Genomic DNA, 21,540 nt, shown 5'->3' with positions numbered 1-21,540 from the left:
TTTTTTTAAATGATTATGTGTCATTATTGACGATATATAAATGTAGAAAAAAAAGAACACAAAAAAGAATTATTCCGATTAAACCACACAAGTAAATCGTTAATTATCAAATAAATACAGGTTGTACAAATTAATTTCATTAATGTAAAACTTCGTTTTGAATTAAAATTTTGCATTCATTTCATTTATCATTTGTGAATGTATTATTTATTTTATCAATTAAAATTAAAAACCTATTTTTGGGAAATTTGAAAATTGATTATATGAAGACTAAACATCCTAAAGGGCTGCCTTATCTGTTTTTTACAGAAATGTGGGAGCGTTTCGGGTACTACCTGATTCTTGGAATCTTTGTTCTGTATGTTATTGAGCCTACGGGTATGAAAGGCGGACTTGGACTTCCGGATAAAACTGCTGATGACATTTTCGGAACTTATATTGCCTTAACCTATCTGACACCATTCATCGGAGGATTCCTGGCAGACAGAGTGTTAGGGTATATTAAATCTATTTATCTCGGAGGTTTTTTAATGGCTGCAGGATATATAGGAATGGGTGTTTTTAAGGATTTGCCTTTATTTTATACCTCTCTGGCGTTAATTATTATCGGAAACGGTTTCTTTAAGCCTACCATTTCAACACTCTTAGGAAACCTTTATTCTGAAGAACCCTATAAAGCCAATAAAGATTCCGGGTATAATATTTTCTACATGGGAATCAATATCGGGGCATTTATCTGTAATATTATTGCGGCTTTCATGCGTAATAAATTCGGTTGGGGTGAAGCTTTTATCACTGCCGGAGTAGGGATGCTTATCGGGATGGTTATATTTACAGTCGGAAGAAAACATTATATCCACGCAGCACAGATGAAGCCTGTGCAGGAAGGTGATACCAAGCTTTCAGAAATTCTGATCAAAGTATTTGTTCCTGCTATTATTGCCGGAGCAATAGGCTGGTTTATTCCTGATAATATTTTCGGGAGTGACAGTACGGATGCCTTTATTTTTGCATGTATCCCTGTTATTTACTTTTATGCTTCCCTTTACTTTAAAGCGAAACCTGATGAAAAAGCATCTATCGGCGCATTGCTTTCCGTATTTCTGATCAGTATGTTCTTCTGGGCTGTTTTCAAACAAAACGGTACAGCCTTAACAAGATGGGCCAATTATTATACGGACAGAAGTGTTCCGGCCTCTCTTGAAAAGCCATTGGAAGGTATCTATATGGTAGATGGGAAAAGCTATAAAGACAAAGAAACTCCTGTATATGATAATCAGTTCCGCTCTCAGAAAGATGATAACGGAGAGACTAAAAAGGAAATGGGAAAAGATGTTTATTTTAAAAACATATCTCCTGAACAGCGTGCTGCTCTTGAGAAAAACCCTGAAAATAAAGTCTATTTATACAATACAGAATTGTTCCAGTCTATCAATCCGTTCTGGGTTATTGCTTTGACGCCAGTTATTGTAGGATTCTGGGCATTACTGAGAAGGAAAGGAAAAGAACCTTTAACGCCTACCAAAATTGTTTTAGGACTTTTTATTTCCGGACTTTCCTGTCTGGTGATGGTTTTAGCAGTAATGGCGGGAGACAATGGTGCTGTAAAAGTATCTCCGTTATGGCTGGTTGCCAGCTATGGAGTAATCACCGTTGGTGAGCTCTGTCTTTCTCCAATGGGACTTTCTTTCGTTTCCAAGCTTTCTCCTGCAAGAATTACAGCCCTGATGATGGGAGGTTTCTTCCTGGCCAACTCCGTTGGAAACAAGCTCTCAGGAATTCTGGCAAGCACATGGTACAATTATGAAAATAAGACGAATTATTTCCTTGTGAACTTCGCTTTGTTAATATTTGCTACACTTTTAGGGCTTTCCATGCTGAAAAGACTGAACAAAATTATGAAGGAAAAAGGACATTAATCCTTGATATTATACAAATTAGCAAGCTGCGGAAGTCCTCCGCAGCTTTTTTATTTAAAAATAAAATTAAAACCTTGCCAAAAACCCAAAATAAACTATATTTGTCAGTCTTAACAAAAATTAACAATAGAAATGGATAATATTGAAGCATTGAGTCCGAAACCGGATGAATTTGTAGAGAATAAGAATTCCAGGCATCCTAAAGGATTATGGGTTCTTTTCGGAACAGAAATGTGGGAGCGTTTCAACTTTTATGGGATGAGAGCACTTTTGACGCTCTTCATGGTAAATTCCTTATTAATAAAAGAAGCTGATGCAGCGATCATCTATGGTGGATTTCTAGCTTTATGTTATTTAACCCCTCTTTTGGGAGGATTTATTGCTGATAAATATATCGGAAACAGATACGCTATCATCATTGGTGGATCGTTAATGGCTATCGGCCAGTTCCTATTATTCATCAGTGCCTCTACTTTCTCAGCAGATATTGGCAGTGCTAAGCTTATCATGTGGCTGGCATTATTCGTGATCATTTTTGGTAACGGATTCTTCAAACCGAATATCTCCTCAATGGTAGGAAGCCTTTATCCAAAACAGGAAAAGTCCAAGCTGGATTCTGCCTTCACTATTTTCTATATGGGGATCAACATCGGAGCATTCCTGGGGCAGTTCATCTGTCCATACGTAGGAGACGTAAAAGATGCAGCAACAGGAGTAAGAGATATCTTTGCTTTCAAATGGGGATTCTTAGCGGCTTCTATTGCAATGGTTATCGGAACGGTGACATTCTTTATCCTTAAAAATAAATATGTGGTAACTCCGGAGGGAAGACCTATCGGGGGATTGCCAAAAAATAATACAAGTGCTGACTTTGAAGAAGGAGAAACACAGACTGCCAAATTCTCTGGGCAGGCTTTAGGAATCACAGGAGGAATATTTGTGATTTTATTCTTTGTATTCAGATACCTTCTTGTAGGTGAGTTTGGATTCAATTCTGTAGAAATGGGACAACTGATCAAAGGAATCATTTATCCGTTCATCTATTCAGCCGGTATTTCACTTGCCTTCCTAATTATGTCTTCTGCTGAAAATAAGGTGGAAAGACAGAGAATTTGGGTAATCTATATTGTATCTTTCTTTATTATTTTCTTCTGGGCTGCGTTTGAACAGGCAGGATCTTCATTAACATTTATCGCAGATAACCAAACTGACAGAAATATTTTCGGATGGAATATGCCGCCTTCAATGGTTCAGATCTTCAACGGAATCTTCGTTGTTATTCTGGCTGTTCCTTTCAGTTTAATCTGGGATAAATTAAGAGCTAAAGGAAAAGAACCGGTATCTCCATTCAAGCAAGCAATGGGACTGGCATTGATCGCTCTTTCTTATTTCATTATTGCTCATAACGTAAAAGACCTTGGAAACTCAGGTTTATTAGCCATCAAATGGTTAATGTTACTATATTTCATCCAGACATGTGGTGAGCTTTGTCTTTCCCCGATAGGTTTATCATTGGTTGGTAAACTGGCACCAAAAAGATTTGCTTCATTACTGTACGGTGTTTTCTTTATTTCTAACGCTGCAGGTTATGCATTGGCAGGTTCATTAGGAGCACTTATCCCTGCAACAGGTGATAAATTCAAGAAAGCTGAAGAAATGGGTATTAATCTACAGGATGTTTTAGATAAAAAAGTAACCCTTACAGCGGATCAGGTAGCTGCTTTCGATAAAGCTCAATTACCATTACACAACCCTACTTTTGTAGGATTCGAAATCCATAACTTATTTGAATTCTTCATGGTATTCGTAGTACTTTGTGGTATTGCTGCTGTAATTCTAGGTTTAATTTCACCTATCTTAAAGAAAATGATGCACGGCGTAAACTAATTGTATCAACAAAATATTATAAAACCTCTGCCAAGTCAGAGGTTTTTTTTATTTTCGTATGATGGAAATTTCCGAAGATTCTTTATTCCAATCCGTAAAGGAAATCATTAGGCAGTCGCGCGAAAAAGTTTTTCGGATAGCGAACTCTACTCTACTGCTTACCTACTGGCAGATTGGAAAACTTATTGTTGAAGATGAACAGCAGGGAAAAGAACGTGCAGAATACGGAAAGTATACGCTAAAAAAACTTTCTCAGAAGCTTACCTTAGAATTTGGAAAAGGGTTTGATTATACGAACTTGTCTAATATGCGAAAGTTTTACACAGCGTTTCCAATTGTTGACACATTGTCTCAACAATTGAGCTGGTCCCATTACAGGCTGCTTTCAGCCCAGGATAATAAAGACAAAAGACATTATTACCTGAATGAAGCAGTACAAAACAACTGGAATGTAAGAGATCTCAAAAGACAAATCAATTCTCTGGCTTACGAACGCGTTTTAGAACATAAAAAATCTTCATCAGAAAGTATTCACAGTGTTTTAAAAGATCCTTATATTTTTGAATTCCTTGGCTTAAAAGCTGATGAACAATTCTCTGAAAAGGAAATTGAAACAGCTATTATTGATCATATTCAAAAATTTTTACTTGAATTTGGAAAAGGGTTTGCTTTCGTAGCGAGACAACAACATATTTCTACGGATACATCGGACTTCTACATCGATCTTGTCTTCTATAATTACATCTTAAAATGCTTTGTCATCATTGATCTGAAAACCGGAGAACTCTCTCATCAGGATATTGGACAGATTGATATGTATGTAAGAATGTATGATGATCTGAAACGCGGTGAAGGAGATAACCCAACCATCGGAATCTTACTATGCTCAGAAAAGGATGAGACTATTGTAAAATATTCCGTTTTGAATGATAAAAACAATTTATTTGCCAGCAAATACCTGCTGTACCTCCCAAAAGAAGAAGAATTAAAACAAATTATTGACCAGGACAGAATCCGTTTTGAGCTGGATCAGGAAAATAAAAACCCTAATTAGAACTTAATCATATATCATTATGAGCTTAACTTTAGATGAAATACAAAATTTCAAAGGAAAATATCCCAGACAGATCTGGAGCCTGTTTTTCTCTGAAATGTGGGAACGCTTCTGTTTCTACGGAATGCGTGGAATGCTGGTCTTCTTCATGATCTCACAGCTTAATTTCCATGAAAAAGAAGCCAACCTTCAATATGGTGCCACACAAGCATTCGTATATGCCTTTACCTTTGTAGGAGGCCTTTTTGCCGATAAAATTTTAGGATTCAGAAAGTCCCTGTTCTGGGGAGGTCTTCTGATGATCGTAGGAAGTTTAATTCTTGCTACCGATCCCCATAAATTCTTTTTCCTGGGAATAGCTTTCACCGTAGTAGGAACAGGTTTCTTCAAACCTAATATTTCTTCAATGGTGGGGCAGCTTTATAAACCCAATGATTCAAGAGCTGATGCAGGTTTTTCACTTTTTTATGCAGGGATTAACCTTGGCGCATTGCTGGGTGGTTATTTATGCATTGCTATTGGTAAAGGAGAATTTTTAAGCAATATTATTGCAGAAGAAATGAGATGGCATATTGCTTTTGGACTGGCTTCAATCGTAATGGTAGTAAGCTTAATTAACTTTGTATTTACACAAAGAACATTAGGTACTATCGGGTTACAGCCGGGGCACCCTTTAGCAGAAACAAAAACAGCTCCAATACCAAAATGGAAAGAATATGGCGTATATGTACTGTCACTGGTTTTTGTGCCTATCATTATGACAATGGTTGCTAAAACAGAATATACGGATTATTTTATGTGGACAATCGGACCACTGACCTTAATCTATTTATTCTATGAAATGTCTAAAGTAACAGCTTCTGAACGTAAAAAGCTTTGGGCTGCTTTGGTTTTCATTATTTTCTCCATCATATTCTGGGGAATTTACGAGCAAAGTGGTGGCTCTTTAAGCATTTTTGCCGCCAAGAACCTGAACAAAGACCTTTTCGGACTAGATCCTAATGGCGTTAATAACTCAGGGGGAGCATTCTTCATTATTTTCCTTGCTCCGCTTGTAGGTCTCCTTTGGATCTGGCTGAACAAAAGAAAGATTGAGCCTAACACTATTATCAAATTCGGATTAGGATTTATTTTCCTGGGATTAGGATATTATGTCTTATTTGCAACCAGACTATTTGCAGATCTTCAGGGGATTACTTCATTGAACTTCTTCACGCTGGCATTATTAATCATTACCCTTGGAGAATTATGCCTTTCTCCTATCGGGTTATCTATCATGACAAAGCTTTCTACCAAGAATCTTCAGGGAATGATGATGGGAATGTGGTTCCTTGCTTCAGCGTATGGACAGTATGTTGCAGGGATTATCGGAGCCAGCCTTGCTACATCAAAAGGAGGTTCCAGCAACTATGATGCTTTGATCACTTATACTGATGGATATAAACAATTGGGATTGTATGCGGTAATTGCCGGAGTGGTATTAATTTTGATATCTCCGTACGTGAAAAAATTAATGCAGGATGTAAAATAGAAAATAAGTAATTATGCTTATTTTTACCTAAATATCACAATATGAAGAAAATTTTAAGCATAATTCTCTTACTTCTATTAAATTTTCACTTTGCCCAGGTAAAGTGGATGACCATTGAGGAAGCTTTAAAAGCTCAGAAAGAAAATCCCAAAAAGATACTTATTGATTTTTATGCAGACTGGTGTGGTCCCTGCAAGATTATGGATAAGAAAACATACGGGCATTCAGTAATTGCACAGAATCTGAATGAGAATTACTATCCTGTAAAGTTCAACGCAGAAGAAAAAAAGAGTATTGAGATTTTTGGAAGAACATTTTCCAACCCAAATACCGAACATAAAAAAGGAAGAAATTCTCTGCATGAGTTTACACAATACATGAATGTAGGCGCTGTTCCAAGCACCGTATTTCTGGATGAACATGGAGATCCTATCACTATTCTTCAGGGAGAATTGTCTGCCAAAGAACTGGAGCCTTATCTGGAACTGATCTCAAAAGATGTATTCAAAAAGATTAAGACCAGGGAACAATGGGAGGACTACCAGAAAAAGTTCAAATCTAAAATCAAAGATTAATTCAGAATTTAAACCGGCTTTTTCGGGTCCAATTCTAAAAATTCATTATACAGACTTTCAATTTTTTTGGAAGTCTTTTTTATTTTACCGAAATTCGGACCTTTGTTTTTCATATAGATCTGGAGATGTTGAAACCAGATTACAAATCAAAAAATGACTTTAGAAACTTCCATAGAATACGTAAAAGGAATAGGTCCGGAGAGAGCCAAACTCATTAAAAACGTGTTGGGCCTGTCTACCGTAGAAGATATGCTGAACTTCTATCCTATCCGCTATCTGGATAAAAGTAAAATTTATAAAATATCCCAGCTTCAGGAGGAAAGCAGTCAGGAAATACAGCTGAAAGGAAAAATCACTCAGGTGCAGGAAATCCAGACGGGTAAAACCAAGAGATTATCTGCAAAGTTCAATGATGATACCGGCAGTATGGATCTGGTTTGGTTTCAGTATTCCAAGTGGCTGAAAGAACAGCTTCCGATCAACAAGGAGGTTTATATTTTCGGAAAGATCAATGTTTTCAACCGCCAGTTTTCCATGCCGCATCCGGAAATAGAGGCTGAAGAAAAAAAAGAAGGTGACACCCGCCTGAAACCGATATACCCAAGCTCTGAAAAACTGACAAAAAGAGGATTAAACCAAAGATTTTTTCAGAATGCTTTAAGAAATATCTGCAGAGAGATTCCGGGTCTTATCGAGGAAAATTTTCCGGAATATCTGATGAAGACATTCAAATTCATGTCCAGACAGCATGCTTTCCTGAATGTTCATTTCCCAAAAGACCAGGAACATTTTGATAAAGCGGATTACAGATTGAAATTTGAAGAATCATTTTTCTTTCAGCTAGGATACGGCTTAAAGAAACTTCATCATAAAACACAGTCTCATGGTAATCCTTTTCCTATTATCGGAGATCATTTTAATGACTTTTATGAAAATCACCTTCCTTTTGATCTTACCAACGCACAAAAAAGAGTTTTAAAGGAAATCCGGATGGATATGAAAAGGCCGATCCAGATGAGCAGGCTTTTACAGGGAGATGTAGGATCAGGAAAAACAATGGTGGCACTTCTTACCATGCTTATTGCAATGGACAACGGCTTTCAGAGCTGTCTGATGGCTCCAACTGAAATTCTTGCCCAGCAGCATTATAATGGAATTAAGGAACTGCTGGAAAAAACAGGAATCAATATCCGCCTTCTTACAGGCTCTACCAAGGCCGCAGAAAGAAGAATTATCCATGAAGAACTGGAAAATGGTGCGCTTTCAATTTTAGTCGGAACCCATGCTGTTTTAGAGGATAAGGTTAAATTTAAAAATCTTGGATTAGCCATTATCGATGAGCAGCATAGATTCGGTGTTGCTCAAAGGGCAAAACTTTGGGCTAAAAATAAGATTCCGCCTCATATTCTGGTGATGACAGCCACTCCTATTCCAAGAACCCTGGCCATGAGTTTTTATTCTGATCTTGATGTTTCTGTGATTGATGAGATGCCAGTGGGAAGAAAACCCATTATTACAGCTCACAGACGTGAAAAAGACAGGCTGTATGTCTATAATTTCTGTAAAGATGAAATTAAAAAAGGCAGACAGGTTTATTTTGTATATCCTCTGATTGAAGAATCCGAAACCCTGGATTATAAAAACCTGATGGAAGGTTTGGAGCATGTCATGGATTATTTCTCCGAATACAATGTCACGATGCTTCACGGAAAAATGAAACCGGATGAAAAAGATGCTGCCATGGCTTATTTTGCTTCAGGAAAAGCTGAGATAATGGTTGCTACAACGGTTATTGAAGTAGGAGTAAACGTTCCCAATGCTTCCGTAATGGTGATCGAAAGCTCAGAAAGGTTCGGGCTTTCACAGCTTCACCAGCTCAGAGGACGTGTAGGAAGAGGGGCAGAACAGAGTTACTGTATCCTGATGACTTCCGATAAATTATCAAAAGAAAGCAGAACGCGTATCAAGACTATGACTGAGACCAATGATGGGTTCAAAATCTCTGAAGTGGATATGCAGCTGCGCGGTCCGGGGGATATACTGGGTACCCAGCAAAGTGGCGTGGTGGATTTCAAAAGATTAGATCTCATTCATGATTCAGCGATCATTAAAACAACAAAAAATACGGTGGAAAAAATACTGGAAGCGGATCCCATGCTATCCAGAACTGATAATCAGATCATCAAAAATTATTACATCAGATATTATAAAGGAAAAAATAAGTGGAGTAAAATATCATAAAAAAACCGCAGAAAAAGATTTTCCTGCGGCCCCCTTATAAAACTGTTATTTAGAAGAAATTACTTTTTGCTCTCTGTAAAAAATTTATTTTAATAGTTTAGACTTAATATTTTGTGATGTGGTGTGAAAATATTTATATAATAATGATGGAGTCAAAGCCACAACTATTAAAATAAATTATAAAAAAACAAAATGAATTATTTTTTCCAACTTGCTTATTATAAAAACTAACTGTGTTTCGATGGAGATGAGGGAATGAAACGAATAAAAATACCTCCAACTACTTATTGAGTTTTCATGATTGTACCGTTTTGTTTAAAGATCTTCTGTGCTTTAAAATTGGAAAATTATTATAATTCATTTTGTTACTAACATCGTGATTTATATAATTTTGTTATAGAAACAATTACTCTTCATTCATCTGTATCTTCCACTTTATAATGAAATTTGTGTCTGAGTTTACTTTTACAAATGTCAGTATATTAATTCAGATCCTTTTTATATTATTTTAATGATTAGTTATAAAATTTTCACCTATTTGTGAATAGTATGCATTAAATACGATTTTAAATTTGTTCATATTAAATTAACATATCCTTTATTCATCATACTTTCAGTATAAAATTATCCTTATTCAATCCTGAAGTATGATATTGCCAATTGATCGTAATAATTTCTGTAAGCACCTTTTTCAGTTTCTCAAAACAGTCCGGTTTTTTCATAAAAATATTGGCTCCTTTTACAAAAATATCTTCAATTTCATTTTCAGGAATCGGTTCAGAAAAAATCGCAGTCACCATATTATTGAATTTTGAATTCGAATCAATTTCTTCCAGACATTCCATGCTGTCTTTTCCGGGAATTGCATAGTTTATAAAAACAATCTCAGGAACTACCGCATCGTCATTATTCAGGTATTCCATCAGATTTTTACCGTTATTGAAGCATTGAACTTTTATAGAGATTTTCAACTCTTTCAAAATACTTTTAAAAAAAATCAAGGTGTTTTCATCGTTATCTGCTACTATTACGTTCAGAAATTCTTTATTCATACTGCATTTTAGGGTTTATTGCCGTGCTCTGTACTCTTCTTCGTCTGCCAATAATCTTTTGGAACTGAGATGGAGTAATTCCTGTTGTATTTTTAAATTGGGTACTCAAATGTGCCACACTGGAATAATTCAGTTTATGGGCAATTTCTGTGAGGCTCTGCTTATTTCTTATGATTAATGCTTTTGCATGCTCTATCTTTTGCAGAATAATAAAATTCTCAATAGAGGTATAGGCAACCTCTGAAAACAGATTGGAAAGATATCCGTAACTGTGGTTTAGTTTCTCAGAAATATAGATAGATGCTTTTACGGGAATAATTTCATCAGAAAAGACAAGTTCCACTATAACATCTTTTATTTTCTGTACAAGAGCGGTTTTTTGGCTTTCTATGATCTCAATCCCATAATCTTCAAGGTTTTTCTTAAAAAGATTGTGCTGTTCCTGGGTCAGGGGCTCATAGAATTCCACCTCGCCGAAGTTCAGCAGCCTGTACTTCAGCCCGTGTTCTTTAAGTTTTTCGTCCAATACCTTTTTGCAGAGGGCATTGAAATCAAATTTAACATACATTTTCATCCTAGTATATATAAAGCCAATTTTATTTAGTAAATATAGCAAATTATTTCATTTAAAAGTGAAATAGGCGTACATTTTTAAATTTTGTTTTATATACGAAAAAACTCCTGTATTGTTGAATACAGGAATTTAAACACTAAGGATGAAAAAAATATACTGATAAAAAGCTGAGTCAGCTCAAAACCAAGCATATGAATGTATTGTTGTAAGTGATTTGGTTCTGAAACAAAGATGAATCAAAAAAAGAACTCACTTGTTATAGAATTACAGGATAAAGTTACAAAATTTTAAGTCAATCAATTGTGAATTAGGAATTCCATCAGATAATCATCCATTACAAAACCGTTCCCGATATCAAAAACCCCTTCATCATAAACCCTGTATCCCTGGGATTCGTAAAAGTTTCTGGCAGAATTATATTTGTTAACATTCAGAATTATCCTGTTGTTTCCGTTTTCAGAAACTTTCTCATTCAGAAACTGAAGCGCAGCTTTCCCAAATCCTTTCCCTTTACTTTCGGGAACCAGATAAATACGGTGCAGTTTGGTTGTATTTTCATCATAATTATGCTCATACCCGATAAAACCTTCATAGCTGTCATGAAGCTCATCCTGAATAAGATAATAATGATAATGTGGGTTTTGAAGGTGACTCAGAATCTCAGGTTCAGAATACATTTCGGAAAGCATAAACTTCATTTGCTCCTTCGAAAGAATGTCTGCATATGCATTTTCCCATGATCTTTGTGCAAGATCCTGAATCAAAGGAATATCTGCGGCTGTTGCCTGTCTTAATTTCATGATTGATTATATTATGGTGATTAAAAAAAGTGAAAAGCCTAGACTTTCCACCTTTGTATTATTGAATGACAGTTGATGAATTTTTAACAGGGTCAAAATTCATTTTGCCGGCTTCTTTATTAAATAGTTGCCATTTCAGCCTTAATTTTTGCATGAAGCCCTTCTGATGCCTTTACCAAAGGAAGTCTCAGATAGTTTTTAATGATTCCTTTCTCTGCAAGAATTACTTTAATACCGCAAGGGTTTCCTTCAGCAAAAATCAAGCGGGTAATATCAACCAGCTTGTTGTGGATTTCATAAGCTTCTTTTACTTTCCCTTCAAAAGCCAGCTGTACCATCGTTGAGAATTCTTTAGGATACGCCTGTGCGATTACAGAAATCACTCCGTCTCCACCTGCTAATGTTACAGGCAAGGTATACTCATCGTCTCCGGATACTAAAGAAAATCCTTCAGGTTTCTTTCTGAGAATATCAAAATACTGTAAAATATTCGGTGCCGCTTCCTTAATTAAAAATAAATTAGGGAATTCTTTTGCAAGGCGAATTGTCGTATCCGCTTCTATATTCTGCCCTGTTCTTGAAGGGACATTATAAATGATAATATTTTTCCCTGTAGAGGCCAAAGCTTTATAATGCTGATAAAGACCTTCCTGATTGGGTTTATTGTAATATGGGGACACTGAAAGTACTGCTTCAAATGCAGAAAGATCAGCTTCCTCAATCTGTTTCTTGACCTCAAGAGTATTGTTGCCGCCAATTCCTAAAACCAAAGGAAGACGTTTATTATTCACCTTAATGATATGCTCAATTACCTGTTTCTTCTCCTCTGCAGAAAGCGTTGCGGCTTCTGCCGTAGTTCCCAATACTACTAAATAATTGGTTCCGTTTTCGACATTATAATCAACCAGTTTTGTTAAACTGTCGAAGTCAACGGATAAATCTTCATTAAAGGGTGTTACCAATGCAACACCTACTCCTTTTAAAATGCTCATCTGTTAGAATTATTTTTGCCAAATTTAATCATTTACAGTAAGAATTTGTAATAAATAATAATGTTTTATTATACATATAGTTATATTTGCATATACTAAAAGATTATGAAAAATAAATTCTTGTTATTAGGAATTGCCCTGGCGTCCCTTACTGCATGCAAAACAGCCTCTGCGCCGCAGCTTGTGAATGTAAAGACCCAGAAAAATATTTCTATTAATAATGAGCTAAAAAATGATGAGGAGTTTGTAAAATTTATTGAGCCCTACAAGCAGAAACTGGATAAAGAGATGAACCAGAAGATCTCCCACACCAGTGTAGATCTTACCAAGCAGGGCGATAACAGCAATCTGGGAAATCTTTTAGCTGACTATACGTTTGAAGGAGGTAATGAATGGATTAAAGCTCATCTTAAGCAAAACGTAGACGCTGCGCTGATCAATATCGGAGGAATCCGCACCACAATCGGTAAAGGAGATATTTTACTGAAAAATGTATTTGAGGTAATGCCTTTCGAAAATGAAGTGGTGATTGTAAAAATGAAAGGAGCAGATTTACAGGGACTTTTTGAGTATTATGCAAAAACGCAGGTCAACAACCCTGTTTCTCATTTATATATTGAAACAAAGAACGGACAGGTAATCAAATCGTTAATCAACGGCAAAACAGTAGATCCGGCTAAAGATTATTATATTGCCACTTCAGACTATCTTGCGCTGGGAGGAGACAATATGAAATTCTTTGCCAAAGGAGAATCCATTGCTACAGGAATTAAAATGAGAGATTTATTTATTGATTATTTTAAAAGATCTCCTGAAGTTGTCGTCAATTCGGATGTTCGTTTAAATTTTATCGGGAAAAAATAATGGATAGAAAAAGTTTTTTAAAAGCAATAGGAGGCGGATCTTTAGCAATGGCTTTAGCTCCCAATATGATGATGGCGGAAGAATTAAAAATTCTTGATGTAAAATCCGCAAATAAACTGACTATTCTTCATACCAACGATCAGCATAGCAGAATAGAGCCTTTTGACTCAAGCTATACAAAAAACCCTAATCAGGGAGGCTTTGCCAGAAGGGCGAGCTTAATTCAGCAAATCAGAAATCAGGAAAGCAATGTGCTTCTTCTTGATTCAGGAGATATTTTCCAGGGAACTCCTTATTTTAATTTCTTTGGAGGAGAACTGGAATTCAAATTAATGTCCATGATGAAATATGATGCATCCACTATGGGAAATCATGATTTCGATAATGGCCTTGACGGATTTTTAAAAGTGCTTCCGAATGCGAAATTCCCTTTTATCTGTTCCAATTATGATTTTAAGAATACTGTTCTGGATGGGAAAACTTCCCCTTATCAGATATTCAACAAGAACGGAATCAAAGTGGGAATTTTCGGGGTGGGAATTCAACTGGATGGACTGGTAGGTAAAAAACAGTATGGAGAAACCGCTTATTCCAATCCGATTGATGTAGCCCAGCATTATTCAAATTTCCTGAAAAAAGAGCAGAAGTGTGACCTGGTGATTTGTCTTTCGCACATCGGCTACGATTACAGAGACGAACCGGACAAAATAAGTGATAAAATTTTAGCGGCTAACACAGAAAATATTGATATTATCCTGGGAGGCCATACGCATACATTCTTACCGGAACCTCAATCCTTTACCAACAGACAGGGCAAAAATGTACTTGTTAACCAGGTGGGATGGGCAGGTCTTCTTTTGGGCAGAATAGATTTTTATTTTGATACAAACAAAAACGTACAGCATATTTCCTGGAACAATCAGGTAATAGATAGCAGCATAACCGCATAATATGAAAAAACTCTCTATAATTTCTCTTGGTATTTTAGCATCCCTGCAGCTGACAAAAGCTCAGGTTATTTCATCCAAAAAGTGGGCAGATCTGTTTTCCTACAACAAGATCCTGGCAATGAAAGAAGACAATGGAAAAATCATTGCAGCCACAGAAAACGGAATATTCTATTATACAATATCAACGGGAGAAATTACGAAGTTGTCCAAAGCCAATGGTCTTCACAATATCGGAATCACAGCTTTCGATTATAATCCACAGACTAAAACAGGTCTTATCGGTTATGAAAACGGATCTATGGATGTTATTACCCCACAGGAAATCAAATATATTGTTGATATTCCTATTGCTACGGGTTATAACGGAAATAAAAAAATCAACCACATTTCTATAACCGGAGATCAGGCTGTCATTTCTGTGGGGTACGGAGTTTCCATATTTAACCTGCAAAATAAGGAATTTGGTGATTCTGCATTTTTCCTAACCGGCGGGGTTTATCAGGCCAGTAATGAAGCTACGATATTCGGGAATAAAGTATATTCCGTAACTGATACAGGATTGAAAAGCCATCAAATGAACACGACTTTCCCGGTATACTCTACCTGGACAACCGAAATACCCGGAGCTTTTAAACATATAGATTCAGAATCAGAACTGGTTTATTCAACTGCAACAGCGGCATATGTTTACAACAATGGCGCCCCGATACAGCTTCCGACAACTTTTGAGAATATACGTGATGTTGTGATAAACTCCAATAATGTTGTTGTTACAGATAACAGGGTTTATACTTATGGTATCAACGGGGTGTCACAAAATGCAGTAAGCCTTGGTGAGGAATGTAATACTGCCATAACAGCTGGAGGAAAAATTTTAGGAGGAACAGTATTATCAGGGATAAAGGATGAAAGTAACAATACTTTTAAACCTTCCGGTCCTTATTTTAACTATGCCTATAACATTAATCTTTTCGATAATAATCAGCTTCTGGTTTCTTCCGGTGCCAGAACAAATAATTATAACCATCCGTCTATTCCAGTGCAAAAGCCAAGTCCTGGTTTTTATTATTTCAATGGTACAGAATGGATCTACCCTTCATTCTTTCTTAAAAATCCTCCAAGCAATGTCAATGTCCTGGATGCTATTATAAGCCCTTATAACAATAACGAAGTACTGTTCACCAATTACACAATGTTTGATAATGGTGTCTACAGAATGAAATACAATGCAACAAGCAAAGATTTTGAACTGGTAAAATATTATAACCTGGGGGCTCAGCCTTATTACAGACGTCCTGTAGGTTTTGCTGTAGACCCGCAGAATAACTTGTTTGTATCTTTCGGATTTAATGACGGAAACCCATCTATGGGAATCTATGATAAAGCCAGTGATGATTTTCTTATCAAGAAAATTGTTCTTGCCAGTGATGGAATACAAAAGACTGTTTATTATGAAAATATGCTATGGACTCCTCTGCCAAGATCCAATAACTTCTGGGTATATGATTATAAAAACGCATTGAACCTTTCTGATGATACGGATTATATCCTGGACAGTTCTAATGGGTTCAACAGTTCGGGAGGAATATTATCAGTAGCATTTGATAAGTCCGGTGATGCCTGGATTGGGACAGACGAAGGCTTAAGGATCATGCCGAACGCAGCATCAGAAATAAAAAATGCTCAGCCTAAAGTAGAGCCTATAGTGATAGAGCAGAATGGTTTGGGTGAAGAGCTTTTCAGAGAATCAGCAATTCTGCAGATTGCAGTGGATGCAGGTGATTATAAATGGGTATCTGTTGACGGTGGTGGTGTTTACTACCTGTCTTCGGACGGACAGAGAACCATAAAGCATTTTACAAAGGAAAATTCACCTCTTCCTACAAACAGTGTTACTGATATAAAAGTTGATAAAAAAACAGGAAAAGTATATTTTGTAACGTATAACGGTATTGTAACCTACCAGGGAGATGTAGCAGATGTGACATCCAATTTCGGTGATGTTGTGGTGTATCCTAATCCTGTTGTGTATTCCAATTTCAAAGGAAAAGTTACCATTAAAGGTCTTGCGGAAAAAACCAATATAAGAATTGTAGATGCTGCAGGAAATGTAGTGCATTCTGCTGTAGCCAGAGGAGGATATTATGAATGGGATCTGAACAATCAGAAAGGGAAAAGAGTAGCTTCAGGAATTTATTTTGTCCTGATGACCAATGAAGACGGATCTGATAAAGCTACCGCCAAAATAGGAGTGGTTAATTAATGAATTCACAAAACGGATTTTTACTTTCATTTATAAAATACGGAGAAAATGATGCTGTATTGCATTGTTTTACAGAAGAAGAGGGGTTTCAGAGCTATTTTCTAAAAGGAATTTATTCTAAAAAGAATAAGAAAAAAGCCCTGTTGCAGCCGCTGAGCCAGCTCAATTTTTCTGTCAATCCATCACGGGGCAACGGAATCCCGTCTGTCTCAAAGTTTGAGCTGGTAAAAAACAATGACATTTATACAGATATAAAGGTCAATACTGTTATTTTCTTTATTTCGGACTTTCTGAGTCATATCCTTAAATATGAGAATAAAAATATTCCGATCTATTCCGGTATTGATGATTTTGTCAGTGAACTGACCAACAAAAATTATCAGGCACACCTACTTTTTTTACTGGCTGTTTTAAAAATACAGGGAGTTGCTCCATTACTAAGCGAAGGAAAATTTTTAGATCCGGAAACCGGAACTTTTTCTCCGGGAATGTGCCATCAGCTGTTCAATGAAGAAATTTCCACATTATGGAAAGAAGCGCTTTGTGCAGAAGATTTTTATGCCACAAAAATCCATTCTTCATTAAGAAAAGATTTTCTGGACAGTCTTTTAGTGTATTATCACTATCATATCACAGACTTCAAAACCCCGGCTTCACTGGAAATTATCCAGCAGATATTTGAGTAGCTTATAAGACAGATCTGCGGTTTACTCCCCTTTTGTTTTTTCAGCATCCTCCGGCATTTCAGTTTCCGATTCTGCAATCTCCTTTTTGGAAAATCTTGGCTGCAGGATCTTGGCAATAAGCCCTGTCCATCCGGTCTGATGGGAAGCTCCCACTCCACGGCCGTTATCTCCATGAAAATATTCGTAGAAGAGGATATAATCTTTAAAATCAGGATCGGTCTGAAATCTTTCATACTGACCGTGAACCGGCCGTTTTCCGTTTTCATCTTTTAAAAATATCTTCGCAAGCCTCTTGTTTAAGGCATCTGCAATCTGATCAAGGTTTGAATAATTACCGCTTCCGGTGGGGTATTCTACTAAAAAATCAGGACTGTAATAGAAGAAAAAACGCTGAAGGCTATCGATAATGAGGAAATTGATAGGAAACCAAACCGGACCCCGCCAGTTGCTGTTTCCACCAAATAGCCCGCTATCACTTTCTGCAGGAGTATATTTTACGGTATAATCTGTTTCATTCAAAGTTAAAGTATAAGGATTATTTTCGTATTCTTTCGATAATGCCCTTACCCCATAATCACTCAAAAATTCATCCGGATTCAGCATCCGGTTTAAAAGTCTTTTCAGACGGTGGCCACGAAGCAATGATAAAAGGTGTTTGGAATCATGGCCTTTGACTTCCCACCTTGAAACCAGCGCAGCAAGTTCAGGTTTATTATCCAGTATCCATTTCATTCTTTTCTTGAAATTGGGAAGATTTTCAATCATTTCATCGTCTATAACCTCAACGGCAAACATCGGGATCAGCCCAACGACAGTTCTTAATTTCAGATACATATGAGTTCCGTCACTGGAAGTAATCGCATCATAGAAAAATTCGTCCTGTTCATCCCAAAGACTGAAATTCTCATCTCCCATATTATCCAATGAATGGGCAATCGACAGGAAGTGTTCAAAGAACTTCATTGCCATTTCTTCATATACTTTATTGTAAAGAGCCAGTTCAAGTGCGATTCTCATCATATTCAGAGCAAACATAGCCATCCAGCTTGTTCCATCCGACTGTTCCAGCTGTTCCCCATTGGGCAAAACAGAATTTCTGTCAAATACACCGATATTATCAAGTCCCAGAAACCCACCTTCAAAGATATTATTACCGTTAAGGTCTTTTTTGTTAACCCACCAGGTAAAATTCATCAAAAGTTTTTGGAAAGCACTTTCCAGAAATTCCAGGTCGGGCTTATCTTTTAAATATTCATCAATTTTAAACACCCTGAAAACCGCCCAGGCATGTACAGGAGGATTCACATCACTCAGGTCCCATTCGTAAGCAGGAAGCTGCCCGTTGGGATGCATATACCATTCAAACAGGAAAAGTTTCAGCTGATGTTTGGCAAAATCCGGATCTATCAATGAAAAGCTGATGGTATGAAATGCAAGATCCCACGTTGCATACCACGGATATTCCCATTTATCAGGCATGGAAATAACATGTTCGTTGTTAAGATGCTTCCAATCAAAGTTTCTTATTGTTTCCCGGGACTTTGGCGGCGGCATTTCGGCAGGATCACCTTTTAGCCATTTTTCCACATTGTAATGGTAAAACATTTTATTCCACAGCATTCCGGCAAAAGCCTGTCTTTGTACCCATTTTTCATCATCCGCAGAAATTCCTTTCTGGATCTCCGCATAAAACTCATCTGCTTCTTTCTGCCTTTCCTGAAAAAGTATATCAAAATCTTTAAACGGCTCATGTAAATCTTTGTCTGACAGCCGGAATTCAAATATTTTAGTTTCTCCGGCTTTAAAATCTTCATCAATAAAGAAAGAAGCCTTGGTACCTGTATTTTGTGGATTCACTGACTGGGAATTTCCTGTCATCACAAAATTATTAATTCCGTCTTTACAATACTTTGATTCATTAGAACATTGATACAGCTTTTCATTATTGGTTTCATTGTTACAAAACAGGGTTTTTAAGGACTGTTTTGCATACACATTTTTAATATCAATATCCTGATGATTTACTTTAATATGGTCAGCATCTTCAGCAGACAGTTGAGGTTTATAGTCATCATACCCCCAGTTCCAGGTGTTTCTGAACCAGACAGTCGGAAGAATTACGAGAGAAGCTTCTTTTTCAGATTTGCTGGCAACCGTTAATCTGACGAGAATATCATTCTGGCTTTCCTTTGCATATTCAATAAAAATGTCAAAATATTCATTGGTATCAAAAATCCCTGTATCAATCAATTCATATTCCGGATCGCCTTTTCCTCTCTCCGCATTGGTTTTTACCAGATCTTCATAAGGGAAAGCGTTCTGAGGATACTTATACAGCATCTTCATGTAGGAATGCGTAGGCGTAGAATCCAGGTAATAAAAATATTCCTTTACATCTTCACCGTGATTTCCCTGTCCGTTGGTGAGTCCAAAGAACCGTTCTTTCACCATCTTATCCTTTTTATTCCAGAATCCCACAGAAAATACCAGCTTCTGGAGATCATCACAGATTCCGCATATTCCTTCTTCACCCCAACGGTATGTTTTGGCTTCTGCCGTTTCATGATTGGTATAATTCCAGGCGTCTCCGTTTTCACTGTAGTCTTCGCGGACAAGTCCCCATTCCCGGTTGCTGACATAAGGCCCCCATTTTTTCCATGAAATATCTGCGATTCTCTGCTGTTCTGACATAAATAAGATGTTTTGTACAATTGTAAAATGTATTCATGTATTGATGATGATAAGCTCAAAACTTGAAACTTGAAACTTGAAACTTTGAACTTTAAACTATGCTATCCTCCCGTAGAAAAACTTTCAAACGTAGTCATTCCCCCATCTATAAAAATGCTTGTTCCCGTAATATAATCAGAAAGATCACTGGCAAGGAAGACGGCTAAATTTCCGATATCCTGCGGCTGTCCGATCCGGTTGTAAGGAATAAGGGAAAGAAGTGAATTGAGGGCCTCCGGGGTATCCCACGCATTCTTGTTAATCGGAGTCTGAATAGCTCCGGGGCAAATAGAATTAACACGGATTTTATCTGCACCATATTCCTGGGCAAGGGTCTGCATCAGCATTCTTACAGCACCTTTACTGGATGCGTAATTGGCATGTCCGGCCCATGGGATGATTTCATGTACTGAACTGATATGGATGATCTTCCCGCAAGCGATAGAACGGGATGTATCTATTCCGCGTCTTAGAAATTCTTTAATGGCTTCTCTTGCACACAAAAACTGTCCGGTCAGGTTTACTCCTATGACAGCGTTCCATTGATCCAGCGTCATTTCTGTAAACTTTGCATCCTTTTGGATTCCTGCATTATTGATCAGGATATCTACGGTTTGATATTCGGAAACTATATCCTGAAACATTCTCACGACCTGATCTTCCTTTGAAACATCACATGGATAGGTCATTCCTTGTCCGCCGGCATCGGTTATTTCTTTCAAAACTGCTTTGGCTTCGTCTGTAGATCTTTCTGAAGAATGATTGACAATAACCGTTGCACCTGCTGCAGCCAATGATTTTGCTATTCCGGAACCGATTCCGCTGGAAGCTCCGGTTACCAAAGCCACCTGATTTCGAAGTGATATTTCCATGTTTTGTAATTTGATGTTACTCAAAGTTATGGAAAGATATCAGCAGATGAAAAATTATGATTTTAAAATTTTATTAAAGTTTCTTGTACATCAGATATTGAGGCCCGCTTCTGCCGATTCTGGTTTTGCCATCGTAAATATACCCTGCCTTAAGATAAATATGATAGGCTGAATCATTTTTCTGGTTGACAGCCAGTACAATTTCGTCACAGTGGCTAAAACGGTCTCTGACAAAATCTTCTACTTTCAGCATGGCTGCTTTCCCGATTCCTTTGCCCTGCATCCGGGGATTAATGGATAATGAGCGTAACAAAGCTGAGTTTTCATTATCAGTAAGTTCAAATTTATCTTTTCCAAAATCAAGTACAAAGAAGCCTGCAGGCTGGTCATTATAAAATATAGTTACGGGAAATGCATTGTTATCATCCCGCTCACTGATACTTTGTAAGGCCTGCTGAGCAGTCGCCGTAAATCTCATCTGATTTTCGTCGAGAGCATAACTGACTCCGGAAAGATCTTCTGTTTTAAAGAATTCTAAATGTATCATATC

17 protein-coding genes are annotated in these 21,540 nt (G+C 37.0%); 10 read left to right on the top strand and 7 right to left on the bottom strand.

The annotated features are described in order from the left end of the window. Window positions 1-263: 263 nt before the first annotated feature. From ACR1PO_RS15160 to recG, 6 genes are all read left to right on the top strand, one after another. On the top strand, window positions 264-1,919 hold the full coding sequence (locus tag ACR1PO_RS15160; protein WP_332386231.1) for a peptide MFS transporter: 1,656 nt from the start codon (window positions 264-266) through the stop codon (window positions 1,917-1,919). A 132-nt stretch (window positions 1,920-2,051) separates the two neighbouring features. Continuing rightward, window positions 2,052-3,806, top strand: coding sequence for a peptide MFS transporter (locus ACR1PO_RS15155; RefSeq protein WP_332386232.1), 1,755 nt, complete (start codon window positions 2,052-2,054; stop codon window positions 3,804-3,806). 58 nt (window positions 3,807-3,864) lie between these two features. After that, a complete protein-coding gene (locus ACR1PO_RS15150; RefSeq protein ID WP_332386233.1) occupies window positions 3,865-4,860 on the top strand; it encodes a PDDEXK nuclease domain-containing protein in 996 nt (331 codons plus the stop codon). A gap of 19 nt (window positions 4,861-4,879) precedes the next feature. Beyond that, window positions 4,880-6,391: a peptide MFS transporter gene (locus ACR1PO_RS15145; RefSeq protein ID WP_433987281.1), complete on the top strand. Its 1,512-nt coding sequence runs from the start codon at window positions 4,880-4,882 to the stop codon at window positions 6,389-6,391. Window positions 6,392-6,432: 41 nt separating this feature from the next. Next, complete coding sequence (locus ACR1PO_RS15140; protein ID WP_433987280.1) at window positions 6,433-6,966, top strand: thioredoxin family protein; 534 nt, start codon at window positions 6,433-6,435, stop codon at window positions 6,964-6,966. 153 nt (window positions 6,967-7,119) lie between these two features. Continuing rightward, window positions 7,120-9,207, top strand: a complete 2,088-nt coding sequence (gene recG, locus ACR1PO_RS15135) for an ATP-dependent DNA helicase RecG (protein ID WP_433987279.1) — start codon at window positions 7,120-7,122, stop codon at window positions 9,205-9,207. Between the two features lie 605 nt (window positions 9,208-9,812). On the opposite strand, the gene ACR1PO_RS15130 is transcribed toward recG, so the two are convergent. From ACR1PO_RS15130 to dapA, 4 genes are all read right to left on the bottom strand, one after another. Further along, on the bottom strand, window positions 9,813-10,259 hold the full coding sequence (locus tag ACR1PO_RS15130) for a response regulator (RefSeq protein WP_433987278.1): 447 nt from the start codon (window positions 10,257-10,259) through the stop codon (window positions 9,813-9,815). Continuing rightward, window positions 10,252-10,833 (bottom strand): helix-turn-helix domain-containing protein, encoded by a 582-nt coding sequence (locus ACR1PO_RS15125; RefSeq protein WP_433987277.1) that lies wholly within the window; start codon window positions 10,831-10,833, stop codon window positions 10,252-10,254. The genes ACR1PO_RS15130 and ACR1PO_RS15125 overlap by 8 nt, the downstream gene beginning before the upstream one ends. A gap of 296 nt (window positions 10,834-11,129) precedes the next feature. Continuing rightward, window positions 11,130-11,633 (bottom strand): GNAT family N-acetyltransferase, encoded by a 504-nt coding sequence (locus ACR1PO_RS15120; RefSeq protein WP_332386236.1) that lies wholly within the window; start codon window positions 11,631-11,633, stop codon window positions 11,130-11,132. A 119-nt stretch (window positions 11,634-11,752) separates the two neighbouring features. Continuing rightward, complete coding sequence (gene dapA / locus ACR1PO_RS15115) at window positions 11,753-12,625, bottom strand: 4-hydroxy-tetrahydrodipicolinate synthase (protein WP_332386237.1); 873 nt, start codon at window positions 12,623-12,625, stop codon at window positions 11,753-11,755. Window positions 12,626-12,730: 105 nt separating this feature from the next. Between dapA and ACR1PO_RS15110 the strand changes: the two genes are divergently transcribed. Genes ACR1PO_RS15110 through recO form a run of 4 tightly spaced genes read left to right on the top strand, consistent with a single transcriptional unit; the run spans window position 12,731 to window position 17,388 of the window. Continuing rightward, window positions 12,731-13,489, top strand: coding sequence for a 5'-nucleotidase C-terminal domain-containing protein (locus tag ACR1PO_RS15110; protein WP_433987276.1), 759 nt, complete (start codon window positions 12,731-12,733; stop codon window positions 13,487-13,489). Continuing rightward, on the top strand, window positions 13,489-14,439 hold the full coding sequence (locus tag ACR1PO_RS15105; RefSeq protein ID WP_433987275.1) for a bifunctional metallophosphatase/5'-nucleotidase: 951 nt from the start codon (window positions 13,489-13,491) through the stop codon (window positions 14,437-14,439). Before ACR1PO_RS15110 ends, ACR1PO_RS15105 begins: the two co-directional genes overlap by 1 nt. Window position 14,440: 1 nt before the next feature. After that, window positions 14,441-16,702 carry a type IX secretion system anionic LPS delivery protein PorZ gene (gene porZ, locus ACR1PO_RS15100; RefSeq protein ID WP_433987274.1) on the top strand — a complete coding sequence of 754 codons (2,262 nt, stop codon included), beginning with the start codon at window positions 14,441-14,443 and terminating at the stop codon, window positions 16,700-16,702. Continuing rightward, window positions 16,702-17,388, top strand: a complete 687-nt coding sequence (recO, locus tag ACR1PO_RS15095; RefSeq protein ID WP_433987273.1) for a DNA repair protein RecO — start codon at window positions 16,702-16,704, stop codon at window positions 17,386-17,388. Before porZ ends, recO begins: the two co-directional genes overlap by 1 nt. Window positions 17,389-17,409: 21 nt before the next feature. On the opposite strand, the gene ACR1PO_RS15090 is transcribed toward recO, so the two are convergent. The 3 genes from ACR1PO_RS15090 to ACR1PO_RS15080 all read right to left on the bottom strand — a co-directional run bounded on the left by ACR1PO_RS15090 (window position 17,410) and on the right by ACR1PO_RS15080 (window position 21,537). Beyond that, on the bottom strand, window positions 17,410-20,079 hold the full coding sequence (locus tag ACR1PO_RS15090; RefSeq protein ID WP_433987272.1) for an MGH1-like glycoside hydrolase domain-containing protein: 2,670 nt from the start codon (window positions 20,077-20,079) through the stop codon (window positions 17,410-17,412). 101 nt (window positions 20,080-20,180) lie between these two features. Next, entirely contained in the window at window positions 20,181-20,990 is an 810-nt protein-coding gene (locus ACR1PO_RS15085; RefSeq protein WP_433987271.1) for a glucose 1-dehydrogenase, read from the bottom strand. A gap of 73 nt (window positions 20,991-21,063) precedes the next feature. After that, window positions 21,064-21,537 (bottom strand): GNAT family N-acetyltransferase, encoded by a 474-nt coding sequence (locus tag ACR1PO_RS15080; protein WP_332386242.1) that lies wholly within the window; start codon window positions 21,535-21,537, stop codon window positions 21,064-21,066. Window positions 21,538-21,540: the final 3 nt, after the last annotated feature.

This window comes from Chryseobacterium amylolyticum (genome assembly GCF_051011775.1).
In the GTDB taxonomy this organism is placed as follows: domain Bacteria; phylum Bacteroidota; class Bacteroidia; order Flavobacteriales; family Weeksellaceae; genus Chryseobacterium.
This window is presented reverse-complemented; position numbering and strand designations above follow the sequence as displayed.

Coding starts and splice junctions, on each gene's coding strand:
- ACR1PO_RS15160 (WP_332386231.1), top strand. CDS start 264: ATGAAGACTAAACATCCTAAAGGGCTGCCTTATCTGTTTTTTACAGAA.
- ACR1PO_RS15155 (WP_332386232.1), top strand. CDS start 2,052: ATGGATAATATTGAAGCATTGAGTCCGAAACCGGATGAATTTGTAGAG.
- ACR1PO_RS15150 (WP_332386233.1), top strand. CDS start 3,865: ATGATGGAAATTTCCGAAGATTCTTTATTCCAATCCGTAAAGGAAATC.
- ACR1PO_RS15145 (WP_433987281.1), top strand. CDS start 4,880: ATGAGCTTAACTTTAGATGAAATACAAAATTTCAAAGGAAAATATCCC.
- ACR1PO_RS15140 (WP_433987280.1), top strand. CDS start 6,433: ATGAAGAAAATTTTAAGCATAATTCTCTTACTTCTATTAAATTTTCAC.
- recG (WP_433987279.1), top strand. CDS start 7,120: ATGACTTTAGAAACTTCCATAGAATACGTAAAAGGAATAGGTCCGGAG.
- ACR1PO_RS15130 (WP_433987278.1), bottom strand. CDS start 10,259: ATGAATAAAGAATTTCTGAACGTAATAGTAGCAGATAACGATGAAAAC.
- ACR1PO_RS15125 (WP_433987277.1), bottom strand. CDS start 10,833: ATGAAAATGTATGTTAAATTTGATTTCAATGCCCTCTGCAAAAAGGTA.
- ACR1PO_RS15120 (WP_332386236.1), bottom strand. CDS start 11,633: ATGAAATTAAGACAGGCAACAGCCGCAGATATTCCTTTGATTCAGGAT.
- dapA (WP_332386237.1), bottom strand. CDS start 12,625: ATGAGCATTTTAAAAGGAGTAGGTGTTGCATTGGTAACACCCTTTAAT.
- ACR1PO_RS15110 (WP_433987276.1), top strand. CDS start 12,731: ATGAAAAATAAATTCTTGTTATTAGGAATTGCCCTGGCGTCCCTTACT.
- ACR1PO_RS15105 (WP_433987275.1), top strand. CDS start 13,489: ATGGATAGAAAAAGTTTTTTAAAAGCAATAGGAGGCGGATCTTTAGCA.
- porZ (WP_433987274.1), top strand. CDS start 14,441: ATGAAAAAACTCTCTATAATTTCTCTTGGTATTTTAGCATCCCTGCAG.
- recO (WP_433987273.1), top strand. CDS start 16,702: ATGAATTCACAAAACGGATTTTTACTTTCATTTATAAAATACGGAGAA.
- ACR1PO_RS15090 (WP_433987272.1), bottom strand. CDS start 20,079: ATGTCAGAACAGCAGAGAATCGCAGATATTTCATGGAAAAAATGGGGG.
- ACR1PO_RS15085 (WP_433987271.1), bottom strand. CDS start 20,990: ATGGAAATATCACTTCGAAATCAGGTGGCTTTGGTAACCGGAGCTTCC.
- ACR1PO_RS15080 (WP_332386242.1), bottom strand. CDS start 21,537: ATGATACATTTAGAATTCTTTAAAACAGAAGATCTTTCCGGAGTCAGT.